At 42.1% G+C, this 19,895-nt stretch carries 24 protein-coding genes; 3 read left to right on the top strand and 21 right to left on the bottom strand.

Annotation, left to right across the window (positions count from 1 at the left end):
- Positions 1 to 27: 27 nt before the first annotated feature.
- Positions 28 to 807, bottom strand: coding sequence for a GTP cyclohydrolase II (locus UQ64_RS13880; protein WP_060624048.1), 780 nt, complete (start codon positions 805 to 807; stop codon positions 28 to 30).
- Between the two features lie 194 nt (positions 808 to 1,001).
- On the opposite strand from UQ64_RS13880, the gene catR reads away from it, so the two are divergent.
- Complete coding sequence (catR, locus tag UQ64_RS13885; protein ID WP_060624049.1) at positions 1,002 to 1,328, top strand: catDE operon transcriptional regulator CatR; 327 nt, start codon at positions 1,002 to 1,004, stop codon at positions 1,326 to 1,328.
- 88 nt (positions 1,329 to 1,416) lie between these two features.
- On the opposite strand, the gene UQ64_RS13890 is transcribed toward catR, so the two are convergent.
- The 13 genes from UQ64_RS13890 to UQ64_RS13945 all read right to left on the bottom strand — a co-directional run bounded on the left by UQ64_RS13890 (position 1,417) and on the right by UQ64_RS13945 (position 10,998).
- A complete protein-coding gene (locus tag UQ64_RS13890; RefSeq protein ID WP_060624050.1) occupies positions 1,417 to 2,298 on the bottom strand; it encodes an ABC transporter permease subunit in 882 nt (293 codons plus the stop codon).
- The gene (locus UQ64_RS13895) at positions 2,295 to 3,257 is read right to left on the bottom strand and encodes an ABC transporter ATP-binding protein (protein ID WP_060624051.1); all 963 of its coding nucleotides are present in this window, start codon (positions 3,255 to 3,257) and stop codon (positions 2,295 to 2,297) included. Before UQ64_RS13895 ends, UQ64_RS13890 begins: the two co-directional genes overlap by 4 nt.
- Positions 3,254 to 4,375 carry a hypothetical protein gene (locus UQ64_RS13900; RefSeq protein WP_060624052.1) on the bottom strand — a complete coding sequence of 374 codons (1,122 nt, stop codon included), beginning with the start codon at positions 4,373 to 4,375 and terminating at the stop codon, positions 3,254 to 3,256. The genes UQ64_RS13895 and UQ64_RS13900 overlap by 4 nt, the downstream gene beginning before the upstream one ends.
- 53 nt (positions 4,376 to 4,428) lie before the next feature.
- Entirely contained in the window at positions 4,429 to 4,947 is a 519-nt protein-coding gene (locus tag UQ64_RS13905) for a sigma-70 family RNA polymerase sigma factor (RefSeq protein WP_060624053.1), read from the bottom strand.
- 172 nt (positions 4,948 to 5,119) lie between these two features.
- Entirely contained in the window at positions 5,120 to 5,437 is a 318-nt protein-coding gene (locus UQ64_RS13910; RefSeq protein WP_060624054.1) for a hypothetical protein, read from the bottom strand.
- A gap of 146 nt (positions 5,438 to 5,583) precedes the next feature.
- A complete protein-coding gene (gene nagE / locus UQ64_RS13915) occupies positions 5,584 to 7,041 on the bottom strand; it encodes an N-acetylglucosamine-specific PTS transporter subunit IIBC (protein ID WP_060624055.1) in 1,458 nt (485 codons plus the stop codon).
- A 48-nt stretch (positions 7,042 to 7,089) separates the two neighbouring features.
- Positions 7,090 to 7,596: a PTS sugar transporter subunit IIA gene (locus UQ64_RS13920; RefSeq protein ID WP_042187759.1), complete on the bottom strand. Its 507-nt coding sequence runs from the start codon at positions 7,594 to 7,596 to the stop codon at positions 7,090 to 7,092.
- A gap of 22 nt (positions 7,597 to 7,618) precedes the next feature.
- The gene (locus UQ64_RS13925; protein ID WP_425339595.1) at positions 7,619 to 8,485 is read right to left on the bottom strand and encodes a PRD domain-containing protein; all 867 of its coding nucleotides are present in this window, start codon (positions 8,483 to 8,485) and stop codon (positions 7,619 to 7,621) included.
- A 219-nt stretch (positions 8,486 to 8,704) separates the two neighbouring features.
- The gene (locus UQ64_RS13930) at positions 8,705 to 9,091 is read right to left on the bottom strand and encodes a DivIVA domain-containing protein (protein WP_042187755.1); all 387 of its coding nucleotides are present in this window, start codon (positions 9,089 to 9,091) and stop codon (positions 8,705 to 8,707) included.
- Positions 9,092 to 9,184: 93 nt separating this feature from the next.
- The gene (locus UQ64_RS13935) at positions 9,185 to 9,544 is read right to left on the bottom strand and encodes a replication termination protein (RefSeq protein ID WP_060624057.1); all 360 of its coding nucleotides are present in this window, start codon (positions 9,542 to 9,544) and stop codon (positions 9,185 to 9,187) included.
- Positions 9,545 to 9,849: 305 nt separating this feature from the next.
- The gene (locus UQ64_RS31685; RefSeq protein WP_209445794.1) at positions 9,850 to 10,011 is read right to left on the bottom strand and encodes a hypothetical protein; all 162 of its coding nucleotides are present in this window, start codon (positions 10,009 to 10,011) and stop codon (positions 9,850 to 9,852) included.
- Positions 10,008 to 10,280, bottom strand: coding sequence for a type 2 periplasmic-binding domain-containing protein (locus UQ64_RS13940; protein ID WP_156417551.1), 273 nt, complete (start codon positions 10,278 to 10,280; stop codon positions 10,008 to 10,010). The genes UQ64_RS31685 and UQ64_RS13940 overlap by 4 nt, the downstream gene beginning before the upstream one ends.
- 157 nt (positions 10,281 to 10,437) lie before the next feature.
- A complete protein-coding gene (locus UQ64_RS13945; protein WP_060624059.1) occupies positions 10,438 to 10,998 on the bottom strand; it encodes a GNAT family N-acetyltransferase in 561 nt (186 codons plus the stop codon).
- 122 nt (positions 10,999 to 11,120) lie between these two features.
- On the opposite strand from UQ64_RS13945, the gene UQ64_RS13950 reads away from it, so the two are divergent.
- Positions 11,121 to 12,011 (top strand): GNAT family N-acetyltransferase, encoded by an 891-nt coding sequence (locus UQ64_RS13950; protein WP_060624060.1) that lies wholly within the window; start codon positions 11,121 to 11,123, stop codon positions 12,009 to 12,011.
- A gap of 88 nt (positions 12,012 to 12,099) precedes the next feature.
- Here UQ64_RS13950 and UQ64_RS13955 read toward each other — a convergent pair whose 3' ends face one another.
- The 6 genes from UQ64_RS13955 to hrpB form a co-directional block, all read right to left on the bottom strand.
- Entirely contained in the window at positions 12,100 to 12,462 is a 363-nt protein-coding gene (locus UQ64_RS13955) for a YmaF family protein (protein ID WP_060624061.1), read from the bottom strand.
- Positions 12,463 to 12,564: 102 nt separating this feature from the next.
- Positions 12,565 to 13,503, bottom strand: a complete 939-nt coding sequence (locus tag UQ64_RS13960; RefSeq protein ID WP_060624062.1) for a GNAT family N-acetyltransferase — start codon at positions 13,501 to 13,503, stop codon at positions 12,565 to 12,567.
- 685 nt (positions 13,504 to 14,188) lie between these two features.
- Positions 14,189 to 14,317: a hypothetical protein gene (locus tag UQ64_RS32565; RefSeq protein ID WP_280818195.1), complete on the bottom strand. Its 129-nt coding sequence runs from the start codon at positions 14,315 to 14,317 to the stop codon at positions 14,189 to 14,191.
- A gap of 285 nt (positions 14,318 to 14,602) precedes the next feature.
- Complete coding sequence (locus UQ64_RS32125) at positions 14,603 to 14,860, bottom strand: polysaccharide biosynthesis protein (RefSeq protein WP_060624064.1); 258 nt, start codon at positions 14,858 to 14,860, stop codon at positions 14,603 to 14,605.
- 156 nt (positions 14,861 to 15,016) lie between these two features.
- Positions 15,017 to 15,601 carry a general stress protein gene (locus UQ64_RS13975; RefSeq protein ID WP_060624065.1) on the bottom strand — a complete coding sequence of 195 codons (585 nt, stop codon included), beginning with the start codon at positions 15,599 to 15,601 and terminating at the stop codon, positions 15,017 to 15,019.
- Between the two features lie 98 nt (positions 15,602 to 15,699).
- Complete coding sequence (gene hrpB, locus UQ64_RS13980) at positions 15,700 to 18,192, bottom strand: ATP-dependent helicase HrpB (RefSeq protein ID WP_060624066.1); 2,493 nt, start codon at positions 18,190 to 18,192, stop codon at positions 15,700 to 15,702.
- Between the two features lie 192 nt (positions 18,193 to 18,384).
- Here hrpB and UQ64_RS13985 point away from each other — a divergent pair, with 192 nt between their 5' ends.
- A complete protein-coding gene (locus tag UQ64_RS13985; RefSeq protein ID WP_060624067.1) occupies positions 18,385 to 18,804 on the top strand; it encodes a GNAT family N-acetyltransferase in 420 nt (139 codons plus the stop codon).
- Positions 18,805 to 18,924: 120 nt separating this feature from the next.
- Here UQ64_RS13985 and UQ64_RS13990 read toward each other — a convergent pair whose 3' ends face one another.
- Positions 18,925 to 19,323, bottom strand: coding sequence for a DnaJ family domain-containing protein (locus tag UQ64_RS13990; protein ID WP_060624068.1), 399 nt, complete (start codon positions 19,321 to 19,323; stop codon positions 18,925 to 18,927).
- Positions 19,324 to 19,895: the final 572 nt, after the last annotated feature.

The raw sequence follows: 19,895 nt of genomic DNA on the forward strand, positions 1-19,895 counted from the left end.
AGAAGTGTAAAAGCACTACCTCAATTTTTACTTAGCCAGTCTTCCTACAATTGGATTCGCCTCTTTCACTGCCTCTAAATGTCCTGAACGAGCCACTTTGGTGCGTAAGTATTTCTCGTTAAAAGAAGATACATCTCCCCACAGCGCTACTCTTTTTACAGCATTCATGCCTGCAGCCTTAAGAGCTTCCAATTTCTTCGGATTATTCGTAATCAACGTGACTGGTTTATGACGTAATTGCTGTAGTACGCTAATCGCTTCTTCATAATTTCTTGAATCATCAGTAAAACCCAGCTCTAAATTAGCCTCAACTGTATCGTATCCTTCTTCTTGTAAAAGATACGCTAAAGATTTGCTAAACAGTCCAATACCTCTACCTTCATGGTTAGCAAGATAGAATAATGCACCTGAACCATGTTCTACGATCATTTTCATGGACTGATGCAGTTGGAAGCCACAATCACAACGTTTGCTGCCAAAAATATCGCCGGTATGGCAAATGCTGTGCATCCGAATCAAGGCTTCATCTGAACCCTCGAAATCACCATATACTAACACACTGGATTGCTGTCCATCTGCAAGGCTCATGGATGGTAACTTGGAAATCAAAACGGCGGTTGCTTCACTGCTATCACCAAGAAGCTCTGCGTCCGTAGTGTTCAGCCAGTTGTACCATTTAAAAGTAATGGTCTCTCCGTCTAAATTCACGGGTAAAGTAATCGGTCCAACCAATATATTTGTACTGTTTTCTAAAGGAATCCGAGTAATTTTATTTTGTAGGATAGAAATAATATCTGGTTTAATCATGGGTACACCTTCCTCAATGTCCATCGATGCTTAGCTGTAGCTAAACTTAAGGATCGAATATTAGTTAAAATATAAGTAACTATTTGTAAGTAAGTTTATCATTGTAATATAACTTCGTCAAGTTATATTATATCTTTAAATATTTATAATTACTTTATGTAAGTTTATGATATAATGAATGTCGAGGTGATATTATGAATAATTTCAACATGTGTCCTCGCTTTGAAAAAGCGGTTGACTTGCTAAGTAAACGTTGGGTCGCGCTGATCGTTTTCGTGCTTATGCCAGGTCCGCGTCGTTTTGGCGAAATTGAAAGCTGTTTATCCAATCTAAGCGGTAAAGTGTTATCTGACCGATTGAAGGAAATGGAAATCGAAGGCATTATTGAACGAACCGTATACCCAGAAATGCCAGTACGCATCGAGTACTCCCTTACTCCAAAAGGCACAGCCTTGGCTCCTATACTTGGTGAAATTGGAAATTGGTCTACGGACTGGATTGAGCTTGGTGTTACAAATTAATCCAGCTTACGCTAACTTGAAGAGCCCTTTTTGTTCCGTATCCGGTAACAAAAAGGGCATTTTAAGTTGTTCGATATATTGAGAATGTCTATAAATCCTTCCGTTGAAAACGATATAATCCGATTAAGAACGCCAATAGCGTATAGAAGATTGCATATATGATAAATGTATTGGATGGGACTGAGTTGAAGTTAACTAACTCAAATAAATTATTGGAAGCATTAAACATCCCATTCATTTCGTTAATGCTAAACAGTTCAGCAGTCATTCTGCGCTGTAACCCATCTACAGGCATAAGTAACGACATTATACCCGTCATATTATTTAGAGTTTTGAGCGCTTCAGTACCAGATAGCAAAGAGCTACTTACCTTGTCAATCATTCCTCCTAGCCACCCAGCTCCATATAACATCGTCATAAAGACCCCATTCCCAAGAGCCGAGAAGAATCCTGAACCCAGCATAGAAATAGTTATTAGCAACGGAACGATGGAAGAAAAGAGCAGGAATGATTTGAATAACGCTAATCCATCTCTTGGGATTGCGGCATGGGCTTGCGTAATTAGCAATATAGAAATAAATAAAATCAGAGCATAACCTATTCCCAGTGTTACATAACCAAGCCAGCGACCGGTATACCATTTCCAGCGTGGAATTGGCCTTGGGAGCAAGGCTTGCATCACTCCCTGCTCTGCCTCACCTGAAATGGCGGAGAATGAACTGAAAATAGCTAAAAAAGCAATTACAAAGGCTCCGAAGAAAAATCCAAACGTTAAAATAAATACACCATTAGCAAAACGAATAAGGAGTTCTTCTCCGCTAGAAATACTTGATCCATGAGACGTATTTTGGCCAATCGTACCCGCAATAAACCAAAACCCAATAAGAAAGACCGCTGTCATAATTAATGTCAGCACCATTACTCTTTTTCGCAGCAATTCCTTCCAGGTCATCCCCATTATAATTCTCATTCCTGTTCACCCCTGTGGTTTAGTCCTGATACAGCATTCATAAACCACTCTTCCAAGCGTTCTTGCTGACGCGAAACCTCATACAAGGTCATTCCCTGTTCTACCATTAACGTATTAAGCCAACCCACCTGCTCTTCACTTTCCAGCTCCGCTTCCAGCCAAACCGTACTACTGTCTATGGACTCTTCGGTATGGGAAGACACCCGGATCTGCAAGCCTGTCTGATCATTTAGCCACGACAATAAAATAGGCGCATAGCCGCCTACTTTAAAACGCCAGCTCATACGCTTGTTTAATACCTCGGACACTTTACCATGCCGGAGAATAACTCCGTTATTCAGTAGCGCCATTCGGTCGCAAAGCACTTCAACATCCTCTAACAAATGAGAATTTAGAAATATCGTAACCCCTTTTTCTTTTAGTTTCTGTAATATACGCCGGACTTCCTGACGTCCGATTGGATCTAGTGCCGATGAAGGCTCATCCAAAAACATGATAGCCGGTTCATTTAGAAGTGCACAAGCCAATCCCAGTCTTTGCTGCATTCCCTTAGAATAATGCTTCACTCGGTCACGACCACGCTTACCAATTCCAACTTCATCAAGTAGTTGTGGAATTCGCTGATCTGCTACAGAACACTGCATTCCGCATAGTCGTGCATGTAGTCTTACAACTTCCTCACCCGTCAGCCATTCCTGATATCGATACAATTCGGGTAAATAACCGATTAGCGATTTAGCTTCTAGCGAACCAATCTTATGCCCGAACAGAGTTCCAGTGCCACTTGATGGATGAATAAGACCTACAAGCATTTTTACAAAGGTGCTTTTACCTGCACCGTTAGGGCCGAGGAAGCCAAAGGCTTCCCCTTTCCCTACAGTAATACTTACATCTCGACAACCGCGCCCGTTATCATATTCTTTAGTTAGGGACTTGGCTTCTATTGCTGCAGTACTCATGATTCAATCAGCTCCTGAACCTTGGTCATAAGCTTCTCTTTACTCGAATAGAGCTCACCTGACAAATTGAATAGCTGTCCATTCTGAATCCACGTAGCTTGATATACAGTACCGCGGCTGTATTCATAATTATCAACAATAACTAACGTGTCGCCTACAGTTATTTGTTCCGTATTTTCTCCAGCGATTAACGGCATTGGGATTTCTCCGGATAAGACCCGGCTTTGCATTAAGCTAGTCTTCAAATAATCTGGCAGCAGCGGAAAATTAACTACAGCTTCCAAAGCTTCTTCCACTTTAATAGAAGGATCAATGTTAAGTACTGGTGTATTCATCTGTGACAGACTTGCCCAGTGCGTTTCGTCTGATGAGAGATTGTAATTCACCATTTCTGGGATATGAAGCGTAATCGGTTTACCGTCAATCGATTCGGGCAGCAAATGCTCTGCTCCCATTTTTTTCAGAGCTTTATTCACTTCATCCACTTTCAAATTAAGTGTGATATCTTGTGAAGCGCTCACCGTCACTGTATCCTGTCCTTCCTCTAAAGCAGCGATTTTCGCTGGATACCCAAGGGTAGTCTTCAGTTGATCCGCAGGCAACTCACCAATGTAAGCACCGTTAGTGTTCGTAAATTCACCAAATTGATTAATTGATCGATTAAGTTCACCGTCTTCAGCTACTTGTGAGAAAATATTACGAAGATCACTCTCGTGAACAACCGTAACCTGTTCCATCCTGAACTGATTCAGAATAGATGCCATTGCTGTGTTTCCTATTGGAGTTGCGAGTATGACTGCAAAGACAGCTACACTTGCGGCTATCACTCCCAGCTTCCGGCCACGACTCATACGTACACCCCGCGGACGTTGTACTTTCTTATCATGGGTAGTAACAAGAATGTCCTGTACTACAGTTGGTGTTGACTCTGATTCAACGTTCTCTACATTTACTGGCTGACTTAAGTTAACATAATCCTCAGTATGGACCTCCGTATTTTGATCCCATTTTGCCCATTGAGGATTATAAGGCTCATTCTCTAACTTACTCTGCAGCTTGGCCCAGGCTTCGTCTGTACTTTGCTTATCTTTATCTTGCTTTCCTGAATAGTTATTCATTATTGTACCTCCTGATTTTAAAGATTACTTTTTAACTTCTCCTCGAAAGAAGTCTACTTAGTCTGGGGTATCGCCTTCGTTGCATTTTGTCTTAATTTCTCTGTCGCTCGGTGGAGCAAGGTTCCTACTACTGGAGGTCTTACTCCAAGCTCTCCCGCGATTTCCACATAACTGTACCCTGAGTAGCGAAGAAGAAGCGCTTGTCTGTCTCTTTCAGGCAATTCATTCAACCAGATGTGCACATCTTCCTGATCTAGCTTACTGATTATGATTTCTTCACCTGAAGGGGGAGATTCACTAGCATCATAAAGCTGCTCTTGTTTATTCTGCAGTCGCCGTTCCCTCGCTTTTTTGTCCAAATAATCATATCCAATACGAGTAAGGACTCTATGAAGCCAGGCACCCAGCGCTGCTGGATCATCTGGTGGATTACGGTACAATCTCAGAAAAACTTCTTGAGCTAAATCATCCGCTGCCGATTCATCGCGTACCAAAGCGGCAAGCTTTCGGCGGACAACAGGATAATGTTCATAAAATATTGTTTTAAAAATTTCAGATTCCGGAATTTCCATCGTGTAAATCCTCCTTATCAGCTGCAGCTATAAGTAAGACGACTGTCAGCACATTTTTGTATCAGGATTCTTCATAATTATCATAACCCATCGTAAAACATACAAAAAGACAGCTCCTAATTAACAAGGTAACTGTCTTCATTATTTGTATTACCTATCTATTTTGATCCAATCATCGAATTCGAATATATCGGTTAAGAATCTTCTTGGACAAAATACTCCGCTCCAATTTAAGCTCCAGCAGCTGTTCTTTCCAATGTAAAACTTCATCTGATTCTTCATTTTTACGCAACTTCTCAAACAACTTCATGATCAATATGTTAATGGAATCAAACTGTGACCATAATTCTATCACACTTTCCTCTTGAACCTTAGGTTCTTCCGATACAGTGTTAAGATTCTTTAAGCTCTCTATGATGTCAGCCTGCCACTGTCCATCGTTAATTGCTTTGGCATAATTTAAAAGGTCCAGATAATCGTCGACTGACAAATGTACCGACTCCTTTGTATGGTTATACCAAGTATTATACTAGGCATTGTATATATTGCAACACTTTATCCCTCTGATAACACAAAAAAAACAAGGGCTAGTATGCGGACTAGCCCTTGCTAATAAATTTAACGGAGTACGTAAAGTTATAGTAACTTCTCGATTTCCTCTTTGTATTGCTCCGATTTCGGACCAAATACGATCTGTACAGCGCCTTGACCAAGTCTCATCACACCTGAAGCGCCGAGTTGCTTCAGTGCGGAATCTTTAACAGCTTTGTCGTCTTTAACGATAAGACGTAGGCGTGTAATACAAGCATCGATATTTTCGATGTTTGAAGGTCCGCCGATGTGCTCAAGAATTTGAGCAGCTTTGGAAGAAACAGCTGAACCTGTTCCGTTACCTCCAGTTGGTGCTACAAGCGCATCATCATCATCATCTTCACGACCTGGGGTCTTAAGCTTGAACTTCGTAATGATAAAGCGGAATAACACGTAGTACAGAACGAAGAAGCACAGACCTACAGGGATAAGAATCCATGCATTGGTGGATAGCTTCATGTTCACTAGGTAGTCAATTAAACCAGCGGAGAAGCCGAAACCAAGCTTAACATCTAGAATGTACATTAACGCCATAGAGAAACCAGTAAGTAAAGCATGCACTAAGTACAACACTGGTGCCAAGAACATAAAGGAGAACTCAAGGGGTTCTGTGATCCCTGTTAAGAAAGAAGCGATGGCAGAACCGATGAAGATGGAAGCAACCAATTTACGTTTTTCGGGTTTAGCTGTATGAATAAATGCAAGTGCTGCACCTGGAAGCGCAAACATCATGATTGGGAAGAAGCCTGTCATAAACATCCCAGCAGTTTTGTCTCCAGCGAAGAAACGATACAAGTCACCGTGTACCAATTCACCAGCTGCATTCGTAAAGTCACCAATTTGGAACCAAGCAATCGTATTAAGCACGTGGTGAAGCCCAATCGGAATCAATAAGCGGTTAGCTGTACCAAAGATGAACGCTCCAACCGCACCTAGGGATACAACCCAGTTTCCGAAATCACTAATCACATCTTGTACAGGACTCCAGATCATCCCAATTAATACTGCAAGGACCATCGTGGAAGCTGCGGTAATGATTGGAACAAAACGTTTACCTGCGAAGAACCCAAGCCAATCTGGCATCTTTATATTGTGATATTTCTTATATAGAAATGCTGCCCAAGCACCGGCAAATATCCCCCCAAGCACACCCATATTCAACTTTACAGCATCATCAATAAAAGAGAACTGAAGGGGTACGGCAATCAGAATCTTATCCAGTACCAAGTATGCAATTACTGCTGACAAGGCTGCTACGGCGTCCTTGGCAAATCCAATGGCAACCCCTACTGCAAAGATCAAGGCAAGGTTTCCGAAGATAGCACCCGCACCAGCGTTTAGAAATGGAGCAAAATATTGGTTCAGGAACCCTCCGACTGCTGATCCTAGATGCAAATCTTTTTCATAGTCAAGCAATCCAAACCCTTGAAGAATAGCTGCCGCTGGCATAGTAGCAACTGGAAGCATAAGCGACTTACCTAATTTTTGTAGAAAAGCCAACATAACAATATCATCCTTTCGATTCAATAGTAGTAATGCTGTATCAGCCTATTACTTTGAAGCCACTGTTAGAATCAGATCCTGCCCTGCTGTAACCTGACCATAATGTCCGTTCACTTGAGGTGGTGTTTCCTCCGTACTAGTCACGATTACAGGTGAAATTGTGTCACAGCCTGCTGCGCGGATAACATCCAGATCAAATTCGATTAAGGTTTGACCTGCCTTCACTTGATCTCCAGAGGCAATATGACTAACAAATCCGTTGCCCTTAAGACTGACAGTATCGATTCCGATATGTAACAGCAATTGCACACCGGAGGAATGTTCCAGAATAACTGCATGACTCGATTTCACGATATGAGCAACCGTGCCATCAAAAGGAGCTTTTAGGATCCCCTCGGAAGGTCTGATTGCAACTCCGCTACCCATATGACCACCAGCAAAGGTTTCATCCGGAACCTCTGTTAATGAAACTGCCTCTCCGCTGATTGGTGCCATGATTTCGATTGTATGTCCAGTATGTTTCTCTTCTTTTTTTGATTTCCATTTGGAAAACATATGCTCCACTCCTCTAAAGATGTTAGTTTTGTTTCACTAAAGTCTGAAATAATCGGTGTAAATGCATCGCCAGGAAACACAGCTCTTCTTCCGGGATTTCTACACCAAGTGATCTTTGCATCACTTTGCCAAGCTTTTGAGATAACTTGTATTCCTCTTTGTATTCCTTCTTAATATGTTTCACAAAAGGATTATCTATTAGTGATCCCTTCAAAATACGTTCCAGCGAAAACCGTAAATGGATCATTAATCGAATATGATTCATACTGCCATGCTCAAAAGTTATATTCCGTTCTTGCTGTATCATGTCCAGAAGTTCACTTACAATATTAGATGCTTTTACTAACTGACCCACCGATACATTGTTAACTGCGGAGTACACATGATAAGTTAGAAATCCAACCTCGTCTTCGGGAATTTGCACCTGAAATTCAGCATTGATCTTCTCTGATGCTTTGTAAGCGATATCAAATTCCTTCGGAAAAGACATCTTAGTTTCTTGTAAAAAAGGATTAATAATATCCATCCCGTTGCGCAGACGGTAAATGGTGAATTGAATGTGGCTCGGGAGTGCCAAATAAATCTTGTCGTTTAATTTGTCAGGAAATTGACTTTGGATATCAGCAATTATTTCATCAGTTATCTTCATCACTTTGGGATCTATGTCTTCCAGCAAAATTTGATACTGACTCCAGGATTCGCGGTCTTCTAGACGAAACAATTTCTCAATACGAGGATCGTTTCCTTCAATCACACCTGAACCTTTCACAGCAAAACCAATGCCTTTACCGATGATGACATATTCCTTGCCGTTCTTGCTTCCCTGAACCATTACAACGTTGTTCCCAATCACACGTTGTACTTGAAATTGCTCGATCTCCCGCGACAAGCTCATCACTCCTTTCCCATATTATCGTCAATTAGGAACAAAAAAAGCCAAGAAATGTCTCATCGAGATGAAGACAATCCTTGGCTCATGCCCTTAACGGTAACACGCCACTAAAATATAAATGATCATTTATGAACATATCATAAATCATGAACTGCTAACTCGTCAATGGTAAATTTATAAATGTCAAGCGCAGCTCTTGAACTCAAAATTCAGGAGTTATAAATAGCTTTCGATTTGGGGAAGCTTTTCTTTAAGCTGACGAACATTGGTCTCCAGTTTTAGAATGACCTCTTCTAATTCCTTTGGATCGATGCCTCGAAGTACTGGGACCTGAATAACCTCTGTGGCTTTGGTCTCTGACTTTAATTCTCGCATCTCTAGCTGCTGTTCTTGCCATTTATCCATCAGATCAGCGATCGTCGCATAAAAACGCTCGTAATCCTTGATTACGCTATCTAAAAATGTATCCACTTCCTCTGCATCGTAACCACGAAGCTTCATACTGAATTCTTTTTCATGTATGGTTAGAGCATCTAATGTGATGCCTAGTTGGCTGAATAGCTTACGTTGTTTGTCCAATCGACGTTTCATATGTTCATCCATCATTTGTTACCTCCAAGTATATACTGCAATTATCCGGCAGTAACCATTATAACAGGGTGAGAGCATCCTGAAAATATAACTAAAGTTCCAGTTCTAGAAGTTATCCGTAACTGCTTTGTTTAAAATACCTAAGCAGCGATCAAGATCAGTCTTCACCTGCTTCTTATATAGCTTCGCTTTCTCTTCTCCATCGGAAGTAAAATGATATAAGACGATTTCTTGAAAATCTACCTTCGGGTCATTCCCTTTTAGCTGTTTAGTACGATATAAAATCCCTTGCTGTACCAGCTCATGCAAGGCGCGATAGATTTCGCTCTGTGGAGGGGAATATCCATGTGCCTTGAAATCTCGACGTAAATCCTCAAGCATTTGGTATCCATACCCGCGATGTTGTTCTACCATCGTTATAAGATACACCTTGATAAAAGCCCGTTGAGCAATCATAAACGCCATTTAAACCCTCCTCATGTTGTATTCTTATTGGTTAATCTTACCTTCTATAACTCTAGTATAAGCACTATTTTCTAACTTTCACAACCTGAAATATGGTAGGGGTTCACTTTTTCTGATTTGTGTAGAAATTTAATAGAGATCGATGATGAACTCAACGAAAGTTACTAGATAGAGTTGCTTTTTTGTGTTTTTCTATTGTGAATTTTTCATATGATGAAAGTTGGTTTTCTTGAGTAATAATAACAGCCATCGAGAACTTAACCATAAAGTTCTCGATGGCCGCTGAATAATGAGTGAACAATACCTTAGCGTTTATTCGCCGTGTGACATTTAGCGAGTAATTCCTCTCGGTTCGCAGCAGCGATATCGAACCGATACGTAATCATTAATTTTTCTAGCTTAACAGAAGACAATAGCGGATGGATCTTAATATTCGGCATCACAGGAAAGGAAAATGCGGATTTCATATAATCGGTCTGAGCATCTGTTGACAGTACAAATCTACCAGGTGCTTAGCAGCAGTCACGTTGTTTCCACCTTTCAAGATAGACACTGCACCTATCTCCCATCCTGCTTGTGGAGGAATAAAAGATTGTATAGCATATCCCGAATTCGCAAATCGAAGTTGGTCACCCATAAAGCTGATAACAGCAGCAACTTCACCTACTGCAAGCCGCTGCGCAGAGCTAATTCCTGAGAATGTAGTTGATGAACTCTGCTTTTTAAGAGCACTCACCAATCATTCAATACGAAAACGTTTTCCAAATATCTACAATTAAAAATACAACTCAAATAATTGAATATAAACTTACAATTTATATATTTAATATAGTAAGGAAAACCAAAAAAACTCCCATACAATGGGAGGATTAACTCTGTTCTATATTTACTAATTAATTCTTCTCCATAAATTCATCCTTCGTCAATCCGAACAATATCAAATCATAATATCGCCCATTCGTGTAGATGACTTTGCGCCGAATGCCCTCTTGCACACAGCCGACTTTCTTTAACATCGCTATAGAACCTTCGTTACCTTCAAGCGCACATTCATTGAATTTATTTAGTCGTCGCTCGAAAAAAGCATACTTTAAGAGGATAGTTATAGCTCTCGTTCCATATCCTTTACCTCGATGATCTTTATCCACTTGCACGCCTATACTGAACGTACCGTTTTTCTCGTCAATGCTATTCAGATTTACGCCTCCAACGTTTTCACCATGCAAATCTTCGATCGTAAACATTAGTCTATTCGATGAGAACTCAGCGTAAGTCTCCGCAAAATTTTTGGCTTCGGCAATGGTGGGTGGCAGTTCAACTGCACATTGTAAGAGTCTCCGTGCTGGAGTATCGAAACGATTCGTGTAATAGCCTTCCCAATCCCCTTCTTGTATAGATCGCAATTTGATTTTCTCGTCCTTCCAGTAATAATTACTATAATCTATTTCTCTCATATTCTAGCCTCCAAATAATATCGGTAATGTTTATTTTAAATGAACATTACTTTATAACGGTGTAGTAAGATATAACCATTAAACGTAACTATGAAAAAATACATTGTAAATGAGGCTTACTAATGAGTGATTACCAATTGATCAGCGACTATAAACATCTCCCAAAATATAGAGAGAGCTTCAATACTCTAGCCAAAATGATCTTTGGAATTGATTTCACACCTTGGATTGAACAAGGGGGCTGGAATGACAAGTATATTTGTTATTCCTATATCGACGAGGACCATGTGATCGCAAATGCGTCCATAAACAAAATGAACATTGTTTTAAATCAAAAAGAGTATAATGCCATTCAAATTGGCACCGTAATGACACATCCTGATTATCGCATGCAAGGATTATCCCGAAGGTTAATAGATCATATTATCACTAAGTACGAGCATGAATGTGACTTCATCTACTTATTTGCAAACGACAGTGCTTTAGACTTTTATCCTAAATTCGGATTTGAACGCATGCAAGAAAGCAGCTTTTCGCTTAACGCTTCTCATCTTAGAACTCAAACATCTAAAACCTACTCAGTGCGGCCCTTATCTATGAATAACTCCGTTGATTTCACCATGATAAAGAAATTCGCTGAAGAAAGATTACCGGTGTCCTCTATACTCAGCGTTGTAAACAATGAACATCAGCTGCTGTTTTATTTCATCCTTCCTTTCCGGGATTCCTTTTATTATATAGAAGAAGCTGACGTTGTTATTATCTTTAAACATGAAGATCATCAGCTTCATATTTTCGATATTATTAGTGCTACAAGCATGGATATCGACGCGATATTGAACAGCATTATTTCTCCTGAAACGGAGGCTATACATTTTTATTTCACACCAGATTTTGCAATAGATCACATGGAGGCAGAATTAGTTCCCCAGAGTGAGGATACGTTATTTATGCGTCCACTTTTAAAAGAACTACCTAAACATTTCGTGTTTCCCATAACCTCACATGCCTAGATAGGTTGAAAAAGGCTGCCATCCGGCAGCCTTTTTTTAATTTGCTCTTTCATTCCTTGAGAGCTTCATTTCATACCAGATTTATTCATTAAACAAGTGGAGCTTGAATCAATGTTGCGAAATTGAATCGATGGACATGACCATCATTTAATGTAGTTTGGCCAGATACAAAATGTACGTGCTTGCCATTTCCTACTGAAATAGCCGGGCCTGTTCTTATCTTTTTAAGATTATGAAAATGGTTAACGAAATCAGTTCTACTAAGATCAATTTCATGAATATGGCTATTACCTACTCTAATCGCCTGCCCAGTAACACCTGCAAAGCGATGGTTATGTCGATCTGCACCTTCTTCAGCCAATTTCGTACTACCTTCAAATTCATGTACATGTCTCTGCGCATATTGAGAATATAATGTTTTCTTCTTAAGAGTAGCTTTTTTCTTTACCATCTGTTGTGAACCTCCCTATAAACATGGACTTCACAACATTCTATTAAGAAAACACATTTTAAGTTCTAGGCAAGTGTCTAAGTAACCATTATGATTTGTTCGCTAATCCATTACAGGAATATACATGCTCTGTATCTCTTGTACTCCTGGAACAAATCCTAGATTGGTATAAACAGACTCCGCGTCATTACCTTCCATGACATATAATCTTAGGAATGGATACTTATCTTTAAGGAGATGAAGTCCTCTTTTCAACATCAGCGTCGCTATCCCTTTACCTCTATAAGAAGGGATTACACCGATACTGTAAACTGCTGCGTAATCACCTTGTAAACCCAAGAGACAATTCGCAATTAACTGTCCCGATTTCCTATCATATACAAGCGTTGACGCCGTAAGTAATGCTTCATTCGTATAATTCGGTTCGTCCTTTGGAATAAAATCTTCATAAGAGAATTTTTTTCTTCTAGTCGCCTCTAGACTTCCATTAAAGCTAGCATAGCTACATTCGGCGATCTGATCTTCAAGAATAAAGCGTTTAGCTCCTTTTCCATCATCTTCGATCTGTGGACTTTCAATTGTAAATTCTTCGTTCCATTCCACCTCGAAATGATCTGTAGGACGCTGCATCCAGCGACATCTGAACTCATCAGGCCAAAATCCTGCCCGTGCAAATAAATGAACTTGATCCGGCAGAACCTCGAAAGTTTTTATAGGCTCTGTTCGATCAGACCAATATATCAAAAGCTTTTTTAGTAGTTTCAGCACCATAAATGTATCGTTATACGGAGGAATAACAAATAAATGATAGATCCGATTAGGCGACATCCTTACTCCACCTATTTTAGACTCCCCTTTATAGATCCAAAAAGCATTCTTTTGGGCAGAATTGAACCCATCTTCTCTAAAAAAGCCAATATATTGAATATTATAATAAATGGAGCAATACACTCCCCACTCTTCCGATTCAGCCTTACGAATTGAATAATCATTACTTAACTCATAAGATATTTCATCCTCAGACCATCCCATTAATTGCATGTACAATTCCTCCTCGCTGCTACTTCATCTTCTATCTTCCATAATATCACTTCTTAAAGTAAATGATTGGTAATAAACACTTATAATGATTATTTACTAAACTACAGCAATTGTTGTTCTCTGATCCAATAAATAGCGTTGCAGCAATCGGATGAGAGGCATGCCTTCGTCAAGAAAGATACGGATATAACCCTCTAGCTCAGCAAGCTAAAGAGCCTGTTCTAAAGCCTCAAATGTCTGGCTATCCTTACGTAGAATTTTCGATTGTAAATAACCCCAGGCACCCATCCGCTCACTTGATCCGAGGGAGAATTCATGAAATCCTTCCTTTGTATGTGTCTTAGTTATTCCTAAAGTAAGAGGCAGCTTCAACGTTTTAAATGTTAACCATTGGTAAGTATTAACATAACATCTAGCAAGCTGACGTCCAATCTATAAAAAAAACTGCCTGTTGGCAGCTTTCTCATTAATATATTCTGAAACATAGCCATAAGGCAGTTCCCACAGCTATTATAGCTGCCAAGGTTACAAATAGGACATACCCTCTCTTTGTTGTAGTAACCGCGTGATTATCATAGAACTCAGGTTTTCGTACAATTCCAAACCATAGATCCGCGATTAAACTAACAACCACTAGAGAAAAATTTTTTATAACTCCCATGTCATCACTCCTTTTCTACTTTATCTAACCAAGTTTATTGTTTATTTCACTTAGCGTCTCATTCATTTCGTCCATTTTCTTGATCATCGCATATTGATTGCTAATCATCATAATTAAACCAATAAAGAACAAAATCACAAGAAGTAAACCCATAGTGCACTTCCTTTCGACAGCTGAATTCATTCGATCTGAACATTCAATCTTCGAGCAAACCCAGACCTCTTATGACGGGTACAGTGGACTCCATTCGTAATCCATTCGAGCTTTCGTATTGGAGGCTCCACGTTCCCATCCTTCTCAGCACTCTTGAACCACTAGTATCATACCAAGTCCCTTGGCCGTACAACATTCCATACCGCAGAATTACATGATTAGGGATCTCAGCAACTGCCTTTTCTAATGAACTTCCGTAGCTGGCTCCTCTCCAGCTTCATAAGCCTAAGAAATACTTTGTGCAATGATTTGTTCCACGCCAGTTGCAAGGGAAGCATCCACAATATTTCTTGTTCCTTCTATTCTTATCCTAGAATTATCTGAGAAATTCCGCTGACTTAGTGAAGTTAACTGATGGATAACCACTTCTGGCTGTGCTTTGTGAATGGACGCAAATATGGCCTCTCGATCGAAGACATCCGCGATTACCGCTTGTGCTCCACACTTCTCAATAAATGCTCTATTTTCTTCCTTATGGGTCATTGTTCATTTTCCGTTACCTATTAAATCCCTAATAATAATTTGGACTATTATCCATATGATACCACATTTACAATAAAGACTGCACCTCATAGCTTTACGCTAGGAGGTGCAGTCTTGAGTGGATTGTTTATAGTAAAAGTCGATCAATTAATATTTTTAGATTTTATCGCGGTTGTAGACTTCAGCCGTCCGGTCTGCTCGATTAGCCATCGAATTCCCTAGTCTAGTGTCCTCGTTATAACTTCCTTCGTAACGCTGTGCATTCAGAGAACGATTGCCACGGAATACATCATGCACTTGAACTCCGCGTCCGTTATCATCTACAAGCACTAGAATCTTGCCGCTTTCTACGTATCCTTCGTACTCTTTTGCCTCATCCTCAGGAATGCCAAGACCGATCAAGCCGCCAACTAAGCCGCCTGCACCTGCACCAACAGCTACACCTGTTAATGTTGCCACAATAGGTCCCGCTGCCAGAATTGGACCAATTCCAGGGATGGCGAGCGCTCCGATACCTGCTAGCAGTCCAGTAACACCACCTAATACGCCTCCTGTAGCTGCCCCTGTTGCAACACCTTCGGGAGCTTTTGTGCCTGTATCATCCGAAATATGTCTTAGCTCATCACGATCTCGTGTGATCACTGATATTTCATCATTACTAAATCCTTGATTTTGAAGTCCTTCAATTGCTCTGGTTGCTTCTTGTTCGGTTTCAAAGATACCTACGATTTTTTTAGTCACTTGAAGCCCTCCTTAGTAATTGTCTTCGCTAGTTAATTACCCTGTAAGCTGAAGTCAAAACATCTAAGGATCAATTACAAGTGCACGAGTAGCCATAATTATTTCTTGGGACGTGTTCGATGGGTCGGAATAGCTTGCAAGGGGTCGTCTGGCCAATAGTGTTTTGGGTAACGTCCCTTTAGATCTTTTTTGACCTCAAAATAAGTACCACGCCAAAAGCTGGCGAGATCAGAAGTCACTTGCATCGGTCTTCTAGCTGGTGACAAAAGATGAAGCAAAACAGGTACCTTCCCCCCTCCGATTCTAGGCGTGTCTAACTGTCCAAACATCTCTTGCAAACGCACAGCCAGGACAGGAGCAGCTGGATTAGCATAGCCCACAGGCACACGCGAACCACTAGGAACCGTTATATGTGTCGGTGCTTCCTGCTCAAGAGTCTGTCGCTGATTCCAGTCCAGCAACCCCTCAAGTGCTCGAGCTAAAGGAATCCGCTGAAGATCGCGCAAATTACGCATTCCGTGAATGTATGGTAATAGCCATTCATCTAGTGTCTCAATTAATGCGGCATCTGAGACATCCGGCCAATCCGAACGTAATGCGTGCATAAACATTAGCCGCTCACGAAGCTGCAGAGTTCCCTTTTCCCACGGTAAGATACCAATCCCATCTTCTGCGATTACACTTAGCAGTACTTTCGCTGTTTCTTCTGCGGAGGGTCTTTCATGTGATGTTTCTTTTAAGACAAGTGCGCCAAGCATCGTTCGGCGGCGGTTCTTCACACTTCGACTTTCTTTATCCCAATACACGTCAGAATCCTCAGTGATGCGATCTGCATGATATTTAAGCAGTTGTCCTTCTTCTAGCTCTGCTGCCAGCAGGATCGCACCTTGTGTGGCCCGATCGTCAACGGAAGCAGCCACAATATAAGCGGAACGGGCCAGCGGCTGCCCTTCCCGCATGGACACGCCGCGACCGGCGGAGAGCAGAAACGCGCCATCGCCGCGTTTCTGGCCGATACGGTCGGGATAGGCGAACGACATCAGCAGCCCGCAGAGGCTGATGTCGTTCACGGTCCCGCCCGGCGCTGCTTGCAGCTGCGCCAGGAAATTGCGGCTCTCGCGCACCACCGCGCGCAGAGCCGCAGGGTCCGCTCCGCCCGTATCGGCGGAGCGCTCGAACCGGAGCAGCGCCTCGACGCGGAGCGTGAGGTCGCAATCCAGTGCTGCGGGACCCTTGAAAAGGTCCCGCTCTTGCAGCAGCGCCGCCAGCCGGCAGGCAAGCGGTGCTGCGCCAAGCTCTGCCGCGCGCAGCAGCATATGCGCGGCACGCGGGTGCGCGCCAAGCGCGGCCATGCTGCGGCCGTGCGGCGTGATGGCGCCGTCGGCGTCCAGCGCGCCGAGCTGGCGCAGCAGCGCGGTGCCCTGCGCATAAGGCGCAGCCGGCGGCGCGTCAAGCCAAGCTAGCGCGGCAGGATCGCGCACGCCCCACAGCGCCAGCTCCAAAGCGAGCTGCGCAAGATCCGTCTCCATAATCTCCGGCACATTGTCATCCGGAAGTCGATTATGTTCTTCCTGACTCCACAGCCTATAGCAAATACCCGGGGCTGTCCGCCCAGCCCGCCCTCGCCGCTGATCGGCAGAGGCTTTCGATACCGGAACCGTCGTAAGACTCGGCAGTCCTGTACGCGGTGAGAAGATCTGCGTACGACGCAGTCCTGTATCAATTACCGTTCGCACACCTTCGATCGTCAAGCTTGTCTCCGCAATGGAGGTCGCTAGTACGACTTTACGTTCGCCGTTTATGGATGGAGCCACTGCAGCATCCTGCATAGCCTGTGGTAATTGTCCGTATAAAGGACGAAGCACTATCCCGTCAGGCAGTTTTCCATGTTCCAACTCATTTTGGGTTCTGCGAATCTCCCGTTCACCCGGCAAAAATACAAGTACATCTCCCGTCTGTTCAGCAAGCGCACGTCTCACTGCTGCCGTGGCCGATTTTTCAATCGGAAGATCCCCTGTTGTTGGGGTATAGACGGTTTCTACCGGATAGGTTCGTCCGGGACAATCAATTACCGGGGCACCGCCCAATAATGCTGAGACCCGTTCGCTATCTAAAGTAGCAGACATAATCAGAATCCGAAGATCATCACGCAGCACAGCCTGTGCTTCCAGCGCCAGAGCAAGTCCCAGATCCGCATGCAGACTACGCTCATGGAACTCATCAAAAATAATCAGACCCACATTCTCTAGTGATGGATCGCTCTGAAGCATTCTTGTTAAGACACCTTCTGTCACTACAACAATTCGTGTATTCTTACCTACCTTAGTGTCGTTCCGCATGCGATAACCTACCGTCTGTCCAACACTTTCCCCAAGACAGAACGCCATGTAGGTTGCAGCAGATCTAGCAGCAAGTCTTCTGGGCTCTAGCATAAGGATGCTTTTACCAGCCATCCATGACTCGTCTAGAAATGCTGGAGGCGTTCCTGTTGTTTTGCCCGCACCGGGTTCAGCGATCAGAACGGCCGCTCGCGTTGAACTTAGTATGTTTTTCAGGTCTGGAAGCACCTGTATAATTGGAAGCTGTTTCATTGTATCTCTCCATCGTTTGTAATAATATGTTATGATTTCCTTTGAAGTGGTCTAAACCTTATTCATCATGTGCGAAAAAACTTCAAAGATCAAGACAAACCATATATACCATGTTACCATTTCATGCATAAGGATAATGTATAGCGTGAAACTTCTACTTTTATATATTTTTTAAAAAGGAGACTTCCTAAGATGCTCGTAACTAAAGCCACTATTTCAGATTTATCTAAGCTCAGCAAGATCGATGGTATGGTCATTGGTAGTGAAATTCGTAAACCTAAGATCGAACAATATATTCTAAATGAGCAATGTGTTGTAGCATCCATTAACACTGAGCCTGTCGGTTTTGCTTGTTATGATAGCACTTTTTTCGAATGCTGTTTTATTCAGCTAGTAATTGTGAATCCTAATTTTAGACGGCTTGGCATAGCTGGTGCACTTATGCGTTACATTGAAGAACATTCTCCAACGCCCAAGCTATTTACCTCTACCAATGAATCCAATACGATCATGCAGCAGGTCTGTCTTTCTTTAGACTTTGTAAGAAGTGGAATCATTGAGAATTTAGATGATGGCGATCCAGAATGGGTATTTTTCAAGCAAGTAAGATAAAAGTACACTTATCATGCGCAGCACGCAAAAAGGCAGCTCTTTCGTCTAAATCGACTAAGAGATGCCTTTTTATATTACACTATTTATCCTTATATCCAAATGACGGGCACTTAATTGGTTTTATTCTTCTTCCCTAATCATCTGTTCGTGTATTTGAACACTATATTGCATATAAGCAGGGTTAATATCTAAGCCGCGTTCACGCAGCAACTCTTGCAGCCGTAGTCTTTTCATAGACAATTTTGCCCGAAGGGCCTTGCCTTCACTACTCTCAGGTCCTCCGCTATTGTGGCAGGCCGCAAGCAGCCCTTCGAGGGTAACACATTCCGCACGCAAAGATATTTCCTCGGGCACCAGCCCGGAATTCTTCATGATTTTGAAAGACATCCGCAATTCTTCTGGCACACCTGATAAATCCTCAAGCTCCAGCGGCTTACCATGCCCAGGTAAATCTCGAAATTCCCCATTACGCATAGACTCCTGAATCCGCTGCTCAACCAGCCAGGACATCATCCCCATTACGCAGCCTCCTTCACCAATACCACTACTATGATTTATCCCGCCTAAGCAAAAGTATGGTAAGCAGAATTGCGTCTATTTTAGCATAAAAAACTGTAGATTTACATCAAACTGCCGCAATGCATTCTTATAAAAGGCGATCCTTCTCCCTTCTATGAATCTTCCTCGTCATCGCAGATCGTTCGGACTAAGTAGCCCTTATTTCGCAAAATAAATTCATTCTGCTACACCATCATTCTCTGCACCCTGTCAGCAACATATTACAAACGCCTAACCAAACCGTACAAAAGTTTTTTTTCATGCGAACAATTGTTATACTCGTTCTAATAAGCCTCAACTCAACAAGAAGAACGCCTGACGTCGTCCTTGGAAGTAGAGTTACAAGCTGAGTACAGGTAATTCCATACTCGTATCCATTTACATCTTCGTAGTAAGGTTCCGCTTGCGGACCGAATGGCTTTATTTCGATGAAATGAGCACATATATTAGGGACGGATCGTATTGCACTTATTCCCTAATAACAATCCCCTTCCCGGGTGATCTGGGGCGAATAACAGCGCTGGCTCGTTTAC

The organism is Paenibacillus etheri (assembly GCF_001012825.1).
GTDB lineage: Bacteria > Bacillota > Bacilli > Paenibacillales > Paenibacillaceae > Paenibacillus_AQ > Paenibacillus_AQ etheri.